Origin of the sequence: Pseudomonas sp. 2,4-D (assembly GCF_030418155.1) — a bacterium.
GTDB classification, from domain to species: Bacteria; Pseudomonadota; Gammaproteobacteria; order Pseudomonadales; family Pseudomonadaceae; genus Aquipseudomonas; species Aquipseudomonas alloputida.
In genome coordinates this window covers 1-17,830 of the sequence record NZ_JAUHUI010000038.1, presented here as the reverse complement: position 1 = coordinate 17,830, position 17,830 = coordinate 1, and the positions used below count along the sequence as shown (strand labels likewise).

Annotated in this window: 12 protein-coding genes; 11 read left to right on the top strand and 1 reads right to left on the bottom strand. The window is 63.7% G+C overall.

Annotation, left to right across the window (positions count from 1 at the left end; all coding sequences use genetic code 11):
* Positions 1-49: 49 nt before the first annotated feature.
* The 11 genes from QYE47_RS21750 to QYE47_RS21700 all read left to right on the top strand — a co-directional run bounded on the left by QYE47_RS21750 (position 50) and on the right by QYE47_RS21700 (position 16,361).
* The gene (locus tag QYE47_RS21750; RefSeq protein ID WP_070384180.1) at positions 50-754 is read left to right on the top strand and encodes a molecular chaperone; all 705 of its coding nucleotides are present in this window, start codon (positions 50-52) and stop codon (positions 752-754) included.
* A 25-nt stretch (positions 755-779) separates the two neighbouring features.
* Complete coding sequence (locus QYE47_RS21745; protein WP_014591894.1) at positions 780-1,769, top strand: fimbrial protein; 990 nt, start codon at positions 780-782, stop codon at positions 1,767-1,769.
* 69 nt (positions 1,770-1,838) lie between these two features.
* Positions 1,839-4,646 carry an ATP-binding protein gene (locus QYE47_RS21740; protein ID WP_070384181.1) on the top strand — a complete coding sequence of 936 codons (2,808 nt, stop codon included), beginning with the start codon at positions 1,839-1,841 and terminating at the stop codon, positions 4,644-4,646.
* Complete coding sequence (locus QYE47_RS21735) at positions 4,643-5,836, top strand: EAL domain-containing protein (RefSeq protein ID WP_014591896.1); 1,194 nt, start codon at positions 4,643-4,645, stop codon at positions 5,834-5,836. Before QYE47_RS21740 ends, QYE47_RS21735 begins: the two co-directional genes overlap by 4 nt.
* A gap of 84 nt (positions 5,837-5,920) precedes the next feature.
* A complete protein-coding gene (locus tag QYE47_RS21730) occupies positions 5,921-9,133 on the top strand; it encodes a hybrid sensor histidine kinase/response regulator (protein ID WP_014591897.1) in 3,213 nt (1,070 codons plus the stop codon).
* Between the two features lie 69 nt (positions 9,134-9,202).
* Positions 9,203-9,850: a response regulator gene (locus QYE47_RS21725; RefSeq protein WP_012053262.1), complete on the top strand. Its 648-nt coding sequence runs from the start codon at positions 9,203-9,205 to the stop codon at positions 9,848-9,850.
* A 117-nt stretch (positions 9,851-9,967) separates the two neighbouring features.
* On the top strand, positions 9,968-10,567 hold the full coding sequence (locus QYE47_RS21720; protein ID WP_012053263.1) for a fimbrial protein: 600 nt from the start codon (positions 9,968-9,970) through the stop codon (positions 10,565-10,567).
* Between the two features lie 72 nt (positions 10,568-10,639).
* Complete coding sequence (locus tag QYE47_RS21715) at positions 10,640-11,386, top strand: molecular chaperone (RefSeq protein WP_014591898.1); 747 nt, start codon at positions 10,640-10,642, stop codon at positions 11,384-11,386.
* An 83-nt stretch (positions 11,387-11,469) separates the two neighbouring features.
* Positions 11,470-14,025, top strand: a complete 2,556-nt coding sequence (locus QYE47_RS21710; protein WP_014591899.1) for a fimbria/pilus outer membrane usher protein — start codon at positions 11,470-11,472, stop codon at positions 14,023-14,025.
* 172 nt (positions 14,026-14,197) lie between these two features.
* Positions 14,198-15,316: a nitrilase-related carbon-nitrogen hydrolase gene (locus QYE47_RS21705; RefSeq protein WP_014591900.1), complete on the top strand. Its 1,119-nt coding sequence runs from the start codon at positions 14,198-14,200 to the stop codon at positions 15,314-15,316.
* Positions 15,317-15,320: 4 nt separating this feature from the next.
* Positions 15,321-16,361: an AraC family transcriptional regulator gene (locus tag QYE47_RS21700; RefSeq protein ID WP_041167048.1), complete on the top strand. Its 1,041-nt coding sequence runs from the start codon at positions 15,321-15,323 to the stop codon at positions 16,359-16,361.
* A 308-nt stretch (positions 16,362-16,669) separates the two neighbouring features.
* On the opposite strand, the gene QYE47_RS21695 is transcribed toward QYE47_RS21700, so the two are convergent.
* Entirely contained in the window at positions 16,670-17,554 is an 885-nt protein-coding gene (locus tag QYE47_RS21695) for a DUF2242 domain-containing protein (RefSeq protein WP_014591902.1), read from the bottom strand.
* Positions 17,555-17,830: the final 276 nt, after the last annotated feature.

The following is a 17,830-nucleotide window of genomic DNA, read 5'->3' as shown; positions in this document are numbered from 1 at the left end:
GGATGCCCAGGTCCTTCCCAGTCACCCTCACCGGAGCCCTGCCCTGACCATGTCGCGCTTGCTTCATACCCTCTCGCGCCCAGCCATGGCGGCGCTGGTCCTGATGGGCCTGGCGTCCGGTGCCTGGGGCCAGCTCAAAGTCGAGGGCACACGCCTCATTTACCCAGGCTCGAACAAGGAAGCAAGCATCAGCGTGGTCAATCGCAGCGACCTCGACACGGTCATGCAAAGCTGGGTCAGCAGTACCGACGAACGCGCCGATGCGCCCTTCGCCATCGTCCAACCGTTGGCATTGATACCGCCCAACGGCCGGCACATGCTGCGTGTGCTGTACGCCGGCAAGGGCCTGCCCGAGGACAGGGAGTCACTGTTCTGGCTGAACATCCTCGAGATCCCGCGCAAACCCGAACAGGCCAATACCCTGCAATTCGCCGTTCGCCAGCGCCTGAAGCTGTTCTACCGCCCCGCCGGCCTGCCAGGCTCGGCCAGCGAGGCGGTCGAGGGCCTGGCATGGCGCGCACGTCAGCCTGGCCTGATCGAAGTCAGCAACCCGAGTGCCTTTCATGTTTCGCTGGTCAACCTCCAGCTCGACAGCCCCGGGCAGTCGCGCCAGCTTGCGGACTACGTCCTCCTGCGCCCGGGGGCATCGTTCACCCTCGAGGCGCCCTCGCCCCTGCCCGCGCAAAGTCGCGTGGCGTTCAGCGAACTCACCGATATCGGCCTGCAGAAGCGCCACCACATCGCGCTGCCGTGAACACACCGCCACAGGATACCCACTCATGAACCTGATCCGGAAACACTTGCTTGGCCTGCTTTTCGTCGCCGCCAGTTGCCCCGCCACCAGCTACGCGCTGTCCTGCAAGCTGGACCCGTCCATGGCGACGGTATTCAAGGAGGCACTGGGCACTGCATTGGCGGTACCGGCCGACGCGCCCGACGGCACGATCATCTGGGAGTCGGCACCACACTCGCTTCCGGTCATCTGCGCCGACGACTATGAAACCGGCATCAAGGAAGATGTCTATTTTTATGTCAACCCGGCCAAAGCCAGTATAGGCAAGGGCATACGGGTCGGGATTCGCTACGGCTCGCAGAAAATCACTCAGACTTCGGGCGCCGTCACCACTGGCTACAACTCGTTTCATGGTTGCGACTGGGCGAACTGTACAGGCTGGTACAAGGCCCGCTTCACCCTGAACTTTACGGTGTTCATCGAAAAGTACGGCGCAACGCCAACCGACGGACAAGCCAGCACGCTCAGCGAATACCGGGTATTCCAGCTGGACGGCGGGTACATGCTCAACCCCAAACCCGACAGCAACCTCAACTATGTCGTCACCGGCATGAACAACATCCGCTTCGTGCCTTGCTCTCCCGAGTTGACCATCTTGCCTTCGGTGGTCAATTTCCGCCGTGCCCTGGCCAGCTCGGCACAGGTCGGCCAGGTCGCCAGCTCGGCCAGTTTCAGCCTCGACCTGACCAGATCCTGCGACACGCCCTACACCGTCAGCGCCCGCTTCACCCCGGTCGCTGGCAGCGCCAGCATCATCGACAAGCTGCTGGTGCCCACCAACAACACCTCTGTCGGCATCGCCCTTACCCAGCAGGACAGTAACCAATCGGTACCTTTCGCCACCTGGTTCAAGCTGGCCGACCTGGCCGCGCCGGGCGTGAGCCACAACCCGTTCCGCGCCGACCTGATCTGGCGTTCGGCGCCCATCCCCGGTCCGTTCGAAGCCACGGCGCTGGTGGACCTGTACTACCAGTAAACCCTCGGCCAGGCGGCCTTTAAGGATCGTCTGATGTCCAGTTGCCAGCGGCCTGCCTAGATTTGCGGGATGCGACTCAAAGCCTACCTGCAACAGATCAACCCCCTGCTCTCCAACCCCGAGGCAGCACGCCGCCTGCTTCGGTTGCTGGCGATCGTGCTATCGGCCGGCATTCTCGGCGCGGCCTACAATTTCCTGTCCTTTACCTTCAACACCGATATCGCTCGGCGCCATGGCGCCATGAGCAGCGCGATCGCCGAGGCCCATACCTTCTTCACCAACCGCGAGGCGCTGCTGGAGAGCCTGAGCCTCGCAGCCGTGCGTCAAACGGCGCCGGGTGTCGACTGGCTGCCCCTGGCACCGGGCGAGGAAGTGCACCTGCAACTGGGCAGCCAGCCGGGCAAACGCTGGAGCCTGTGGCTGACCCAGCGCATGTGTGCCTACCTAGAGGCCCGGCGGGTCAACCTGCTGTATGTCGACACAGCGGCTCAGGCCCCCATGCGCTGGTTGTACAACGCTGACGCCCAGGCCTCGCTGCCTTCGCCCGCCCTGCTTGAGCAGTTGCGCGCTTCGGAACTGCGGGCCACGGCCCCTCGGGAACTATGGCTGGCCGACCAGGGCGCCCAAGGTTCGCGCCTGTTCATCTTCCTGCGCCTGGACGCACGCGACCCGGACTCTGGCTGGCTAGGCCTGGAAATCGACAGCCAGGCAGTGTCGCCGTCGCTCGAGGATGCCAGCGCGGGTAAATTCATGATGTTCAATGCCGACGGCATGCTGGTGTTCACCAACACCCCAGGCCCGACGCTGGACCGTTCGCTGCACCATCCCGTGGGTAACAACTTCTTCGGCTTCGCCGGCCAGGGGCTCTTGCCAGAGTACCTGGTCATCAGCAAACCTTTGATGTCTTCGGACTGGCAACTGGTCTACGCGATCGACCTGTCCGCGATCCTTGCCGGTCTGTGGCAGCAACTGCTCGGTGCCCTGCTGTTCTGCGTGCTCAGCATCACCTTGATACGGGTGTTGATCCAGCGGTTCGACCAACGCTTGTTCACCCCCACGGTCGAACGCATCCGTGCACTGGTGGAAAGCGAGATATTCAGCCGTGACGTCATCGAAACCGCCCCCGTCGCCCTGTGCGTGTTGCGCCGTAGCGATGGCCAGGTGGTGCTGGAGAACCACCTGGCCCAGCAGTGGCTGGGCCAGGACTCGGCACGCGGCGCGCGCAGCGCGCAATGGATCGAGCAGGCTTTCGAGCGACACGAAGGCCAGTGCAGCGACTATTTCGAGAGCGCCGAAGGGCGCCACCTGTACCTGAGCTGCTCGCCAACCCGCTACAAGGGCGAGCCGGTGCTGCTTTGCGCGTTCAGCGATATCAGCGCACGCAAGCAGATCGAGGCCGCGCTGGAGGACGCCCGGCGCGCGGCCGACACCGCCAACGAAGCAAAGACCCAGTTCCTGGCGACCATGAGCCACGAAATCCGCACACCGTTGTACGGCGTGTTGGGTACCCTGGAGCTGCTGTCGCGCACCGTGCTCGACGCCCAGCAACGCGATTACCTGCGGGCAATCGAAGGCTCCTCGTCAACCTTGCTGCAGTTGATCTGCGACGTGCTGGACGTGTCCAAGATCGAGGCCGGTCAGCTGGCCCTCGAACTCAGCGAGTTCAGTGCCCCGGACCTGGTCCGCGAGGTGGTCCAGGGCTACAGCGCGGCAGCCAGGAGCAAGGGGCTACAGCTCTACAGCTGCCTGGACCCACGCCTGCCGGAACACCTGATCGGCGACGTCAACCGGATCCGCCAGATCCTCAACAACCTGCTGAGCAATGCGGTCAAGTTCACCGATTGCGGCCGCGTGGTGCTGCGGGCCAGGCTGCTCAACCGCGACGGCGAACGCTCCTGCCTGTTGTGGCAGGTCTCGGACACGGGCAAGGGCATCGCTGAACAGGACCAGCCGTTCATCTTCGACCCGTTCTACCAGACCGAAGGCCATAGCCAGGTCATTCCCGGCACCGGGCTCGGCCTGCCGATCTGCCAGCGCCTGACGCAATTGATGAACGGCCAGCTGCGCCTGGTCAGCGAGCTGGGCCTGGGCAGCAGCTTCAGCCTGACCCTACCCCTGGAAGTGGCGTCAGGCCGCGCCAGCGCCCCGTTCAACCTGCTAGGCGAACGCATTCACGTGGTATCGCCCGTACACGAACTGGCTGAAGCCATCAGTGGTTGGCTCTGCCGCTGGGGGGCGCGTGCGCAGGTCGGCGCGCCGGCGCCAGCCAGCGCCCTGCCCGGCGAACTGCTGGTCGAGCTGCATCCCGGCAATGTCGAACGCTGGCTGGTCGCCGAATGGCCTGGCCCGCGAATCCTGGCCAGCGCCCAGGACTGCTGGGAGGCGCGGCACGAGGCCGGTCACTGGCAGGTCAACCTCAACGACCTGGGCGCCCTGCACCATGCTGTCGGCCAGGCCCAGGGCCTGCGCCGTCCCAGGGACCCCGCCGCGCCGGCCCCCTTGACCGAGCCGCTCGGGCTGCACGTGCTGGTTGCCGAGGACAACGTCATCAACCAGTTGATCCTGCGAGACCAGCTCGAGGAGCTCGGCTGCAGCGTGACCTTGGTCAGCGATGGCGAGCAGGCCTTGCAAACCTGGCAGCGCGAGCATTTCGACCTGCTGCTGACCGACGTCAACATGCCCGGCACGAATGGCTACGAACTGACCCGGGCCCTGCGCCGGTTGGGCTGCACCCGCCCCATCGTCGGCGCCACTGCCAATGCTCTGCGCGGCGAGGAAGAACTGTGCCTGGCCGCCGGCATGGATCGCTGCCTGATCAAGCCCTTCAACCTGCAAGTCCTGTTCAACTGCCTGGCCCCGTATCGAGGTAGCCCTTGAAGACCTTTAACATCCTGATCGTCGAAGACCACCCCTTCCAGCATATGTACCTGCAACACTTGTTCAGCGAGCTTGGCAGCTTCAACCTGGAAGCAGCCCGGGATGGCCAGGAAGCGCTGGAGCGCCTGCGCCAGCGTGACTTCGACCTGGTGCTGACCGACCTGCTGATGCCCGGCATGGACGGTGTGCAATTCATCCAGCACCTTGCCGGCCTGCGCCACAAGCCAGGCCTGGCGATCATGAGCGTGGCCTCGCGGCGCATGCTCATGGCGGCGAGCCTGGTGGCCAAGAACCTCGGCGTGGACGTGCTCGGGCTGATCTCCAAGCCGGTCGAACCCGCCGCGCTGCGCAGCCTGATCGACCAATTGCAGTTGCACCATCAGGCACCGGCCCAGGCGGTACCGTCCACGCCCGAGTTCGATCGCCAGACCTTGGTCGATGCCTTGAACAACCGAGCTTTTCAGGCCTGGTTCCAACCCAAGAAGTCCTTGCACAATGGTCGCATCGTCGCGGCCGAGGCCTTGGTGCGCTGGATGCACCCGGAGCAAGGGGTGTTGCTGCCAGGCACCTTCCTGCCAACGATCAATGCCTTTGGCCTGGAGGAAAGGCTGCTGTGGGTGATGCTCAAGCAAGCCATGGATGCCCAGGCGCGCTGGCGCGAACGGGGCTATGACATCCCGGTTTCGATCAACCTGCCGACCCACCTGCTGAACAGCCATGACCTGGCCGACCGGCTGCTGGAATTCGTCCTGCACCACCAAGGCGTGCCCGGCAAGCTGTGCTTCGAGCTGATGGAATGCTCCATTCCCGAAGAGCTGAGCAACTTCTATGCAGGCGCCTGCCGCTTGCGCATGAAAGGTTTCGGCCTGTCCCAGGACGACTTCGGCAAAGGCTACAGCTCGTACATGAGCCTGGTCTCGACGCCCTTCACCGAACTGAAGATAGACCGGGCGCTGGTGCAGCGTTGCGATGAAAGCGAGAGCCTGGCCTCGGCCTTGGCCAGCATCGTTGCCCTGGGTCGCAAGCTCGGGCTCACCGTGGTCGCCGAAGGGGTCGAGACGCCTCAGGAGCTCGAAATGCTGCGCAAGGTCGACTGCAACCAGGTGCAGGGCTTTTTGATCTCCCATGCCGTGTCGGCGGAACAGTTCCAGCGCCTGCTGCACAACGACGGTCCCCCGTCAGCCTACTGACCGGCTGTAACTCACAGCGCCGGCCGGGCATCAAAGGTAATATTCGTTGGGTATCGATGCCCCCACGCCCTTGCGGATCCTTGCATGAAACAGTACAACGCCCTGCTGGAAAACCTGGCCCGCAGCTCTCTGCGCCTGAACAAAGGCATGACCGTCCTGCTGGGCCTGGCGCTGCTGCTGGCCGGCTTCAGTCTCTGGTCGCTCGAGCGCCTGATCGACGAACACAGCGACACGGTCAGCATCCATTTCGCCCGGCTGATGGAGAATGTCCAAGAGCAGGAAACCTTCCTCGAGGCACTCGTGCAACGCAGCGCCAAGGGGGAGCTGCTCGACTACCCACGTGCGCTCGAGCCGGCGCTGGCACCCATGCCCGAGGAAGGGCCGGACATCTACAAGGGCCAGATCTTTCCATTTTCCATGCCGTTCAGCCTCAAATTCGACCCACGCAACCTGGCTGACCGCGAAGTATCGGACATCTTCACCCTGGGGGCGAACCTGGCCAGCTTCTACAGCATGTTCTGGTCGGCCTCTCCGTACCGTTCGCCACAGGTGTTCCTGTTCTCGCCGGATGCCCGTTACGACATCACGGTTCCCGCCGCAGGACGCGGGCGGGGCAAGCTGGAGAATGAACCGTTCATCGATGTGATCAGGCAGGTCATTGCGCGCCAGCCTCAGGACAAGGACTGGGGCCCAGGCAGCAGGATCGTCTGGCGCAGCTATGTCGAGCAGCCGGACCAGGCCTCCCCGCCACGCGTGCTGGCCTACGCCAACGTCCCCCTGCGCTCGGGCAAGGCAGAGGGCCAAGCCACGCAAGTTGCATCGCTGGTGGACCTGGCCCAGATCGATGATTTCGAACGCATCATGGACTGGACCGTGTATGACCACTTTAACCTCATCACCCCATCCGGCGAGGTGCTGATCGGCGCGCCCGCGTCCCTGAAGGGGGTGCATGAAGGTCTCAACATCAAGCCCGAAGGCCTGGTGTTCCGACTCCACGAACAGGCCAACGGTGGCTGGAGTGCGATCTACACCGTGACCTACCGGCACTTCTTCCGTTACGCGTTCTGGTCGCTGGCCGGCATCGCCGCCACGTTCCTGGTCCTCATCGGGCTGGGCCGGGTGGTCATCCGTTGGTATCAGCGCCAGGTCATCCTGCCTGCGCGCGCGGCTCACGAGATCATCACCGAGAGCGAGGCCTTCAGCCGGGTGGTCATCGACACCGCCCCGACCGGCCTGTGCGTGGTCCGCAGCGCCGACAACGAGGTGCTGCTGGAGAACCAGCGGGCGCAGCAATGGCAGGGCACCCGCGAGCTGGTCAGCACCCTCGCCTCGGCAGTGGGCAGCACCCGCAGTGGCGAGCACTATCTGCAGGTCGAAGGCCGCCACCTGCAGGTCGGTTTCGTATCCACCCGCTACCACGGCGAAGACGTGCGCCTTTACGCATTCAACGACGTCACCCGCCATGTCGAGGACGCCCAGGCGCTCGACGAAGCCCGGCGCGCCGCCGACGCCGCCAACAACGCCAAGACCCTGTTCCTGGCCACCATGAGCCACGAGATCCGCACCCCACTGTACGGCGTGCTGGGCACCCTCGAGCTGCTCGGCCTGACGCACCTGGATGCACGCCAGCAAGGCTACCTGCACACTATCCAGCGCTCCTCGGCAACCCTGTTCCAGCTGATCAGTGACGTGCTCGACGTGACCAAGATCGAATCCGGGCAGATGGCGCTCGAACCCGTGCCGTTCTGCCCGCTGGACATGCTCGAAGACACCGTGCGCACCTATCGCGCCTTCGCCGAGCGCAAGGGCCTGTTGCTCTATGCCTGCCATGACGCCCGCCTGCCGGCGCAGGTGGTGGGCGATCCGATACGCATCCGCCAGATCCTCAACAACCTGCTGAGCAACGCCATCAAGTTCACGGACACCGGCCGGGTGGTACTGCGCACCCGCGTGCTGGCGCTCGACGACACCCACGTGCGCCTGCAATGGCAGGTTGCCGATAGCGGCATTGGCATTTCCCAGGCGCAGCAGGCCAGGCTCTTCGAGCTGTTCTACCAGGTCGCCGACGCCTCCAGCGAGGGCGGTGCGGGCCTCGGCCTGCCGATCTGCGGCTGGCTGGCCGACATGATGGGTGGCCAGATCAAGGTGGTCAGTGAGCCGGGCCTGGGCAGCAGCTTTTCCCTCAACATCAGCCTGCCACTGGCCCAGGGGGAGCTGAGCGACTGCCCAAGCGTAGTGCCCGACCCGACCCCGGTGTATGTGCGTGCGCCGATACCGGAGCTTGCCCAGCATGGCGTTGACTGGCTGCAGCGTCTGGGTATCGCCGCGACCCTGACGATTCCCCCCCTGGAGAAGGACAACCACCAGGCCCTGCTGGTAGACCTGCTCGACTGCCCGGACGCTGCCACCTGGCATGGCCAGCGGATCTGCGCCAGCAGCGACGGCCCTGCCCCCGGCGCGTTCATCGACGGCTGCTGGCGGGTGGATCTGCATGACGTGCGGGCCATCGCCCAGCTCATCGCGGTCGTGCGCCAGGGCGGGTCGCCCGCTGACCAGAACACCGCGCAACAGCAACGCGCCGCTCTGCGCCTGCATATCCTGGTGGCCGAGGACAATCCGATCAACCAGGCGATCCTGCAGGAGCAACTCGAGGCGCTGGGCTGTACCACGGTGGTCGCGGCCAACGGCGAACAGGCCATGCAACGCTGGCAGCCAGGCCTGTTCGACCTGGTCCTGACCGACGTAAACATGCCGTTGATGAATGGCTACGAACTGGCCAGGACCCTGCGCCAGCACGACGCCCGGTTGCCGATCATCGGCGTCACCGCCAATGCACTGCGAGAAGAAGGCCAGCGCTGCCTCGAGGTGGGCATGAATGCCTGGATGGTAAAACCGTTGAGCCTGCAGGCGTTGCGCAGCCATTTGGTCCGTCTGTGTCGGCCAGCACTGGCCGAAGCGCCCAGCCGTGCGCAAGCGGACAGCCTCAACGCCTCCCCCTCCCCTGCAGCCACCGATACCGTGCAAGTGTCCGACGCCATGCGCGCGCTGTTCATCACCACCCTGCGCGAGGATATGCAGCAGTTGCGCCTGGCCCTTGAGCAAGGCGACCAGCGGCGCCTTGGCGAGCGCCTGCACAGCATCGCCGGCGCCCTGGGCGCGGTACAGGCCCGGTCCCTGGCCGAGCAGTGCTGTGCACTGGAGTCCGCGCTGGCGGAGTCGCCGCTCGACGCGGCCCTGGCCGATAAGCTGGGGGGGGTGCTGGACAGGCTGTCAGCAATACTCGATGCCCTCGCATAGAATCAACTTCAGCGCTGATAGCGCATGGAAACAACCCTCCCATCCGCACCGGCTAACGGGTCGTCTTTTATGGAAAAACTCAAGGTCATCATCGCCGACGATCACCCCATCGTGCTGCTCGGCGTCCGGGAACTGGTCGAACGCGACCCACGCTTTAGCGTGGTCGGCGAAGCCGTCTGTTCGCAAGGGCTGATCGAACTGCTCGAACGCCAACCCGTGGACATGGTCATCTCCGACTACAACATGCCGGCAGACTCACCCTACGGTGACGGCCTGAAACTGATCGACTACCTCAAACGTCACTATCCCGCCGTCCGCATCCTCGTGCTGACGATGATTTCCAACCCGCTGATCCTGACACGGCTGCAGGAACTGGGCGTGGACGGCGTGATCCAGAAGAGCCAGTTGCATGGCGAAATCGAAAAGGCCCTCAATGCCGTCGCCCGCAACAGCACCTACCGGGCGCCGGCACCGGCAAGGCAATCGGTGATCGCCTGTAACACCGCCATCGATCAAAGGGTGGAAAACCTGTCACCCAAGGAATTCGAAATACTGCGCCTGTTTGTTGCCGGACAAAGTGTCAGTGAGATCGCCCGCAGCCAACATCGAAGTACCAAGACCATTAGTGCACAGAAAGTTTCCGCGATGCGCAAACTTGAAGTGAACAGCGATCAGGAATTGTTGGCCTATTGCCTGGCGAGTCATATCTTTAATTAACTAGCGAGCGTCATTGTTCCACCATTAAGATTCGTCTGATGGGCCAGAGAAACCACCTGACTTATTGTGAGCGTGCATTAAGTTGCAGCACTTACTCACTCTCATGTGGACATCAATATGAATAAATTCTCCCTGGCCGCCCTGACCCTCTCGCTCCTGACCGCTTCGGCAGGCGCACTGGCCGTCGAGGCCACCGGGCCAGTCAACGGCGGCAGCGGCAAGATTTCCTTCACTGGCGTGATCAACAATGACGCCTGCTCGGTCGATGGCGCCAACGCCGACCGCGTGATCGCCGTAGACATGGGCAGCGTCTCGATCAAGGACATGGGCACCGCCGAAAACCCGACGGCTGGCCGCGTGACCGGCAAGGACTTCAACCTCAACGTCAACTGCAACCTCGGCACCAAGGTGGCGATGATCTTCGATGCCAACAGCGGCGGCTCGGGCCTGGTGACCGGCAAGAAGGTCCTGGCCCTGACCAAAGGCACCGGCACTGCTGCCAACGTTGGCATTGCCCTGCTCGACCCTAATGGCAACCTGATCGACCTGAGCTCGGCCGCCACCGCCAAGATCCAGAGCGATGTACACGGCACTGGCGCCGAGGGCGGCGACGCTACCCTGAGCTTCTCTGCGGCGTACGTGACCACTGGCGCCGCCGGCACTGCCACCGCCGGTCGTGGTGACGCCACCCTGCCATTCATCCTGCAGTACGAGTAATCACTTCGGCGCTGCTCCCTGCGCGAGGCTGAACAGCCTCGCCACTTCTTCGCCCCCGCAAGGTACCCAACCATGTTGCGTCGTTCTCTGTATCCCGTTCTCGGGTTGCTGGGCATGCTCGTCGCCGCCCAGGCAACTGCCAGCATCTCCCTGAGCGCTACGCGCGTCGTGTTCGACGGTGCGCACAAAGAAGCCAATGTCATCGTGCGCAATGGCAACCAGGAAGTCCTGGTGCAGTCCTGGGTGGATGCCGGCGACAGCGCGCAGGCGCCGTTCGCCATTACTCCACCGTTGGCCAGGGTATTGCCCAAGCAGGAACAACTGCTGCGCATTCTCTATGAAGGCCAGGGCCTGCCGACCGATCGCGAGTCGGTGGTCTGGCTCAATGTCCAGGAAATTCCGCAAGCCAGTACCAAGGCCAATACCTTGCAGTTGGCGGTGCGCCAACGTATCAAGATTTTCTTCCGCCCGGCCAACTTGCCCGGCAACGCCCTGCTGGCGCCCGAACAACTGGTCTGGCAATTGACCCGGCGCGCCGGGAATCCACAACTGACCGTGAACAACCCCAGCCTGTATCACGTGTCGATGGCCGATATCGAACTTAAGAGCGGGAAACAAACCGTGCTCAGCGCCGATTCGACCATGATCGCCCCTGGCGAACAAAAAACATTCACCTCGGTATTTTCCCAGGTAGACGGACCGTTGACGCTGACGTTCAAGAGCATCAACGACTATGGCGCCCAACATGGATATTTCTTGCGTTTGAACACTGCCCAGCCGGGTAGCGCCAAGCCTGCCGAACCCGCCATCACCTTGTGAAATCGTAGCCCCCACCTTGTGCCCTGGTCGCGTGCGGCCTCCCCGTGCCCCGCCCGTGCCGCGATATGAAATAGGTTTCTGGTATGTCTCTGTCCATCGCCCCCCACCCTGTCGAGGGAGCCGATGCAGGCGCGCACGCGTTCAGTGGCGGCACGCTTCGTCCGGCCTGGAAGCTCAACGCCCTGTCATTGGTCATCTGCACCGCACTGCCCGGCCTTGCAACGGCGCAGGACGCCGCCCACCTGCAGGGCTTCAACACCACCTTTCTGCAGGGCGCGCAATCGGCGGTCGACCTGCAACTGCTGCTGTCGGCCAACAGCGTGCTGCCGGGCAACTACCGGGTAGACCTGTACAGCAACGACGTGCTGGTAGGCCGGCGTGACATCGAATTCAACCGCCACCCACAGACTGGGCGGGTGGAACCCTGCCTGACCCTGGAACTGCTCGAGCAACTGGGTATCGACATGGACAAGCTCAAGGCACAGGGGCGCCTGGATACCGCCCTGGCCTGCCACGACCTGGCCGCACTGATCGACCAGGCCAGCCTGAGCTACGACTCGGGTCACCTGCGCCTGTCCGCCAGCATCCCGCAGGTCGCCATGAAACGCGGCCTGCGCGGCTACGTCGACCCGCAACTGTGGGACGCAGGGGTGTCTGCTGCGTTCGTGAACTATCAGTTCAACACCAGCCGCAGCGCCGGCGATGCCGAGACCCGCATCGCCAACAACCTGAGCCTGCGCAACGGCATCAACCTGGGCAGCTGGCGCTTGCGCAACGAGTCGAACTTCAGCAGCGGCACCGGGCAGCCGGACACTTTCAAAAGCAACCGCAGCTATATGCAGCACGACGTGACCGCGCTCAAAGGCCAGTTCAGCGCCGGTGACATTTTCAGCGACACCGACCTGTTCGACAGCGTGCGCTACCGGGGCCTGAAGCTGGCTTCGGACGAAGGCATGCGCGCCGACAGCGAGCGCGGCTACGCACCTGTGGTGCGTGGCGTGGCGCAGACCAGCGCCAGGGTCGAGATTCGCCAGAACAACTACGTGCTCTACACCGCCAACGTGCCGCCCGGCCCGTTCGAGATCAGCGACATCTACCCCAGCGGCTCCAATGGCGACCTGGAAGTCACCATCATCGAGGCCGACGGCCGTCGGCGGGTCACCGTGCAGGCCTTCTCCAGCCTGCCGCTCATGGTCCGTGGCGGTCAGGTCAAGTACAGCCTGTCCGCTGGACGCTACAACAGCAACACGGAGGGCCTGGCCACGCCGCAGATGCTCAGTACGACGCTGGCTTACGGTCTGACCAACAACGTGACCGGCGTCGTTGGCCTGCAAGCCACGCAAGACTATAAGGCAATGGCCGTGGGCAGCGGCCTGAACACACTGCTGGGCGCCTTCTCGCTCGATGTCACCCACTCCTCGAGCAAGGCCCAGGGCCAGACCACCCAGGGCAACAGCTTGCGGGCGCTATACGCCAAGACGTTCACCGGCACCGACACCAACTTTACCCTCGCGGCCTACCGCTATTCCACCGAGGGCTTCCGTACCCTCACCCAGCATGTCGAGGACCTGAACGCCAACGCGATCAAGCGCAGTGGCAACTCCAAGACCCGCACCGACCTGACCATCAACCAGAGCCTGGGCCGCAACCGCGCGTTCGGCAGCCTGTACCTGACGGCCACCGACCAGCGCTACTGGAACCGCGGCGGTTCGCAGAGCCTGACCGCCGGATACAGCAACAACTGGGGCGAGATCTCCTACAACCTGGACGTCAGCCGCACCAAGGAGCTGGGGAACTCAGGCCCTTCGGGGCAAGATACCCAGCTCAACCTGTCGGTATCGTTCCCACTCGGCAGCCGGGCCCGCGCACCGCGGGCGTTCGTCACCACCAGCACACAGAAAGGCAACGACACCACCCAGGCCGGCATCAACGGCTACCTGTCGGAAACCAGCGACACCTTCTACTCGATCCAGGGCGGCCACAGCCGCACCAGCGGCAGCTCGGCATCGGCCAACCTGAACACCCGCACTTCGGTCGCCGACATCAGCCTGGGCTATAGCCAGGGGCGCGGCTACGACTCGCAGAACCTGAACATTGCCGGCGCCGTGGTCGCCCACCAGGGCGGCATCAACCTCGGCCAGTCGCTCAGCGAGACCTTCGCCCTGGCCGAAGTACCGGGTGTGAAGGGCGCAAAGATCAGCAGCTATAGCGGTGTGGAGACCGGGCGCAATGGCTATGCGGTGATCCCCAACGCCCAGCCCTATCGGGTCAACTGGATCAGCCTGGACACCAGTGACCTGGGGGGCGACATCGAGATCGACAACGCCACCCAGCAACTGGTGCCTCGCCGCGGCGCCGTTGTGCTTGCCCGCTATACCGGCAAGAGCGGGCGTCGGGTGCAGTTCGAGCTGTTCGACGAGCGCGGTCAACTTATACCGTTCGGGGCCTCGGTCGAGGACGCCGCGGGCCAGCAACTGGCAATTTCCGACCCCAGCGGCAAGGCATTGTTACTCCTGGAACAGGACCAGGGCAGCCTGACCATCAAGTGGGGTGAGCGCCAGTGTGCGGCACCTTACAACCTTCCGGAACGGGACAAGGCAGTTAACTATGAACGTCAGCGCCTGGCTTGCCGGCCGTGACACCCGCTCTTGTCTGCAGAGAATGCTCATAAGCGCCCGGTAGCTTTGGTATGATCAAACGCGACTCTGCAAGAAGGCAGCGCAACAAGGATTCCGATGCTGATGAATAAGGCCGCACCATGTCCTTGATTTCCTGCATGGCCACTCCATTTTTAGCGAATACCCACGCTTGATGCGAAAACTCCTGGCAAGCGCCCTGGCGCTGGTGATGATCGCCGCCCTCTGCGGCTATGGCTTCTGGACCCAACAGCGCCCGGAAGGCCACTATCTGTCCGACCTGCGCATCGAACTGGCGCTTAACCATGGCGTCCCGGGCGAGCACGGCAACCTGCTCGGTGTCGAACCACTGCTGTACCCGGGCGACTATCAGAACTTGCAACGCCTGCACCGCAAGCTCTCAGCCTATCTGGAGCAAGCCCGCGACCAAGGCCTGGTGAACCCGCGCACGGTGGTGGTGCTGCCGGAACACATCGGTACCTGGCTGTGGGCGCGCGGAGAGAAGAACGAGCTGTATCAAGTCACCCAGAGCCACGAAGCCCAACAATGGCTGGAACTGAGCAACCCACTGCGCTATGGCCTCGCGGTTCTTGGCGCTGACGGCGACGACTGGCGCGCCGATGCGCACTTGCGCATGAAGGCCGAGCAGATGGCCGCAGATTACCAGCAGCTGTTCGGCGGCCTGGCCAAGGAATTTGGCGTGACCTTGGTGGCCGGTTCGATCGTGCTGCCCGAACCTTATGTGAAACAAGGCGTACTGCATACCGGCCGTGGCCCGCTGTTCAACAGCAGTGTGGTGTTTGCCGGAGACGGCTCGCTACTGGGGCAGCCCCAGCGCCAGCAATATCCCGACAGTGAAATGCGCCGCTACGTCCACCACGGCCGCCAGCACCCGCTGCAGGTCGTGCAGACCCCGGCCGGGCGCCTGGGGATACTGGTGGGCAGTGACAGCTGGTACCCGGAAAACCACCAGCAACTGACTGAACAAGCCGTACAACTGGTCGCCAACCCGGCGTTTCTCAGTGGCAAGGGCAGCTGGCAAGCACCCTGGCGGGGAAATCGCCATCAGGATGCCAGCGCCGGGCTAGCCTTGCAGCGCGGCGAAGTCAGTGAACAGACGGCTTGGCAACGCCTGACCGAAGTGGCCGGAACCGGCATCAGCAGCATGAGCGTGTTCATGCGCGGGCAGTTCTGGGAACAGGGCAGCGATGGCCAGGGCTTTGCCCGCCAGTCGGGAGCTTTGCTCGCCGGCCCCCCCAGCCCAGGCGCCCGCCTGTTGAATGTGTGGTTGTAAGCACGTGGCCCGCCCCCGCGTGCGCCTGGGCGAACTGTCGGTTGGTTTTGTCCAGCCTTTGAGCGAAGCTCTACGCGAGCTGGGCCACGACCCTGAGCCATTGCTGCGCCGCTACGGCCTGGACGCGACACGCCTGGGCGAAGCCGGCGCACGCCTGTCCATACCCCGCTACATGCACCTGGGCCACGCAGCCATCGAAATGAGCGGTGAGGCCGCTTTAGGTCTGCGTATGGGGCGCCTGAGCCGGCTGGCGCATACGGGCCTGGCCGGGGTCACTGCGGCCCAGGCCCCCACCCTGGGTGAGGCCGCGCGTACCCTGCTGCGTTTCGAGCCGCTTTATGCGGCCAACTACCGCGGCCATTCCAGCTTTGAGGAAGATGCCCAAGGCGCCTGGCTGCGCTTCTACTCCATCAGCCCGTATAACGACTACAACCGCTTTGTGGTCGACTCACTGCTGGCCGGCTGGCTGGCCCAGTTGGCCGACCTTGCCGGCACCCCGGTGCAAGCCGAACGCCTGGAGATCGAGTTTGCCGCTCCCTCCTATGCCGCCCGCTACCAAACGCTCTGCAGCACGCCTGTGCAATTCGCCGCCGACGGCAATCAGCTGCGTCTGAGCCGCGCCACCTTGCAACTGCCCAACCCCGGGCATTGCCCGAGTACCTGGCAGCACCTGTTGCAGTTGTGCGAAGCAGAGCTGCTGCAGCGCACGCGGGTGCGCAGCCTGGGTGAGCGCATCACCCACCTGCTGGGCCCGCTGCTCAATGGCGGCCGTGAACCGGACCTGGAAGAAGTGGCGCTGCACTTGCAACTACCAAGCTGGACCTTGCGCCGCAAGCTCGCCGAGGAAGGCACGCGCTTTCGCGACCTGCTCAACGAAACCCGACGCGACCTGGCCGAAACCTACATCCGTGACACGGCGCTGGCCTTTGGCGAGATTGCCTATTTGTTGGGGTTTGCTTCGGCCGAGGCCTTCCAGCGCGCATTCAAGCGCTGGACGGGCCTCACGCCGGGGGAGTTCCGCCGCAGCCAGCGGCAGCCGAGCTAGAGTTCGGTGGCGTCGTCGGCCGGTTCCGGGGTGTCCAGTTCGTAAGCCTGGGTTTCGAGAAGTTCTTCCTGGTATTCATCCATTGCCCTGCGTCCTCTTTGCTCATTTTGCCTTTGTAGGTATCGCCTTCAGCCTAAGCAGGTGGGATGAAGGGATGATGACAAGCTTATGAGTGGTAAACGTAGCAGGTGTTCAGAAAGTTATCGCGGGGCGTCTGTAACAAGGGGTGTGGACGGTGGGCGACGACCGCAAGGCAAGCACAAGGCTGCTCAGGCGATCGCCACAGGGTTCGCGTTACAGGCTAGCAATCAAAGGGCGGGAGACGCAGGCTCGGCCGGCTGCGCATCCTGCTGCACTTGAATCGGCGCAGCCTCCACCGGTGGAGCCACCGGCTGCGAACCCTGGCTGTCATCCACCACCGGCGCCGCTGCCGCCTCGCTGGCCGGGGCCACCCCTGCAGGTGCAGGCGTTGCTTCAACCAAAGGTGCAGGTGCAGGTGTCGCTTCAACCAACGGTGCAGGTGCAGGCGTCGCTTCAACCAAAGGTGCAGCTGCCGGGGCCGGCGCCACCGGGTTCGCCGCAGCCTGCTCCGGAAGCCCAAGATCAACCGCCGGTTTTTCAACCTTCGGCACTGGCTCTTCCACCTTGGCCTTGCTCACTTTTTTCGGCTTGGGCAGGTAGCTCTCCACCAGGGCGAAATAGCGGTCATAGAACTGCGCCGCGGTCACCGTCTCGCTGGCGACCTTGACCAGCGAGTCGTCACTGGAGCCGATAGGCATCGACACCGAACCCAGCACCCCCACGCCCAGGCTGGCGGAGGTGTTGGACTTTTTCAGTGCATAGCGGTCCTGCAGGGCGTTGGCGAACATGGTCGAGTGCTGGTCGTCGCTCACGTCTGGTGCACAGGTGACATTGAAGCTGATCTGCAGGTGGTTCTCGCTGTTTTGCTGAAAGCTCTTGTTACCCGCCACCTGGTTGGCGCCGCTGCTGGTGATGATGTACCCCTGGCTAAGCAAAGCACGCCGGGCGGCCTCGCAAGAGCCGGCATCGCTCACCGGAAAGCTGCGCGAGAAGGTACCCGAGTCATCGAAATTCTCGTGCTCGTAGACGGCCGCTTTTTTCGAGGAACAACCGGTCACGCCCGCCAGCACCAGGGCCAGCCCGAGCGCACCAAAGACGGAAGATCTGGTCATTGCGAATTCCGGGTATGTCGGGAAAGTGCCTATTGTGCAACACAGCAGGCAGGCACAGGAACCGCTGGTCGGTGAAGAATCTGTCAGGCTGGTGTAAATCTGGGTAAAGGCAGGCACTTGCCAGGCGCACCAACGAAAAAAGCGACCCGAAGGTCGCTTTAACGTTGCTTCAAGGCGTTCATGGGGCCTTGAAGCGAAGATGGCGCAGCGGACGGGACTCGAACCCGCGACCCCCGGCGTGACAGGCCGGTATTCTAACCGACTGAACTACCGCTG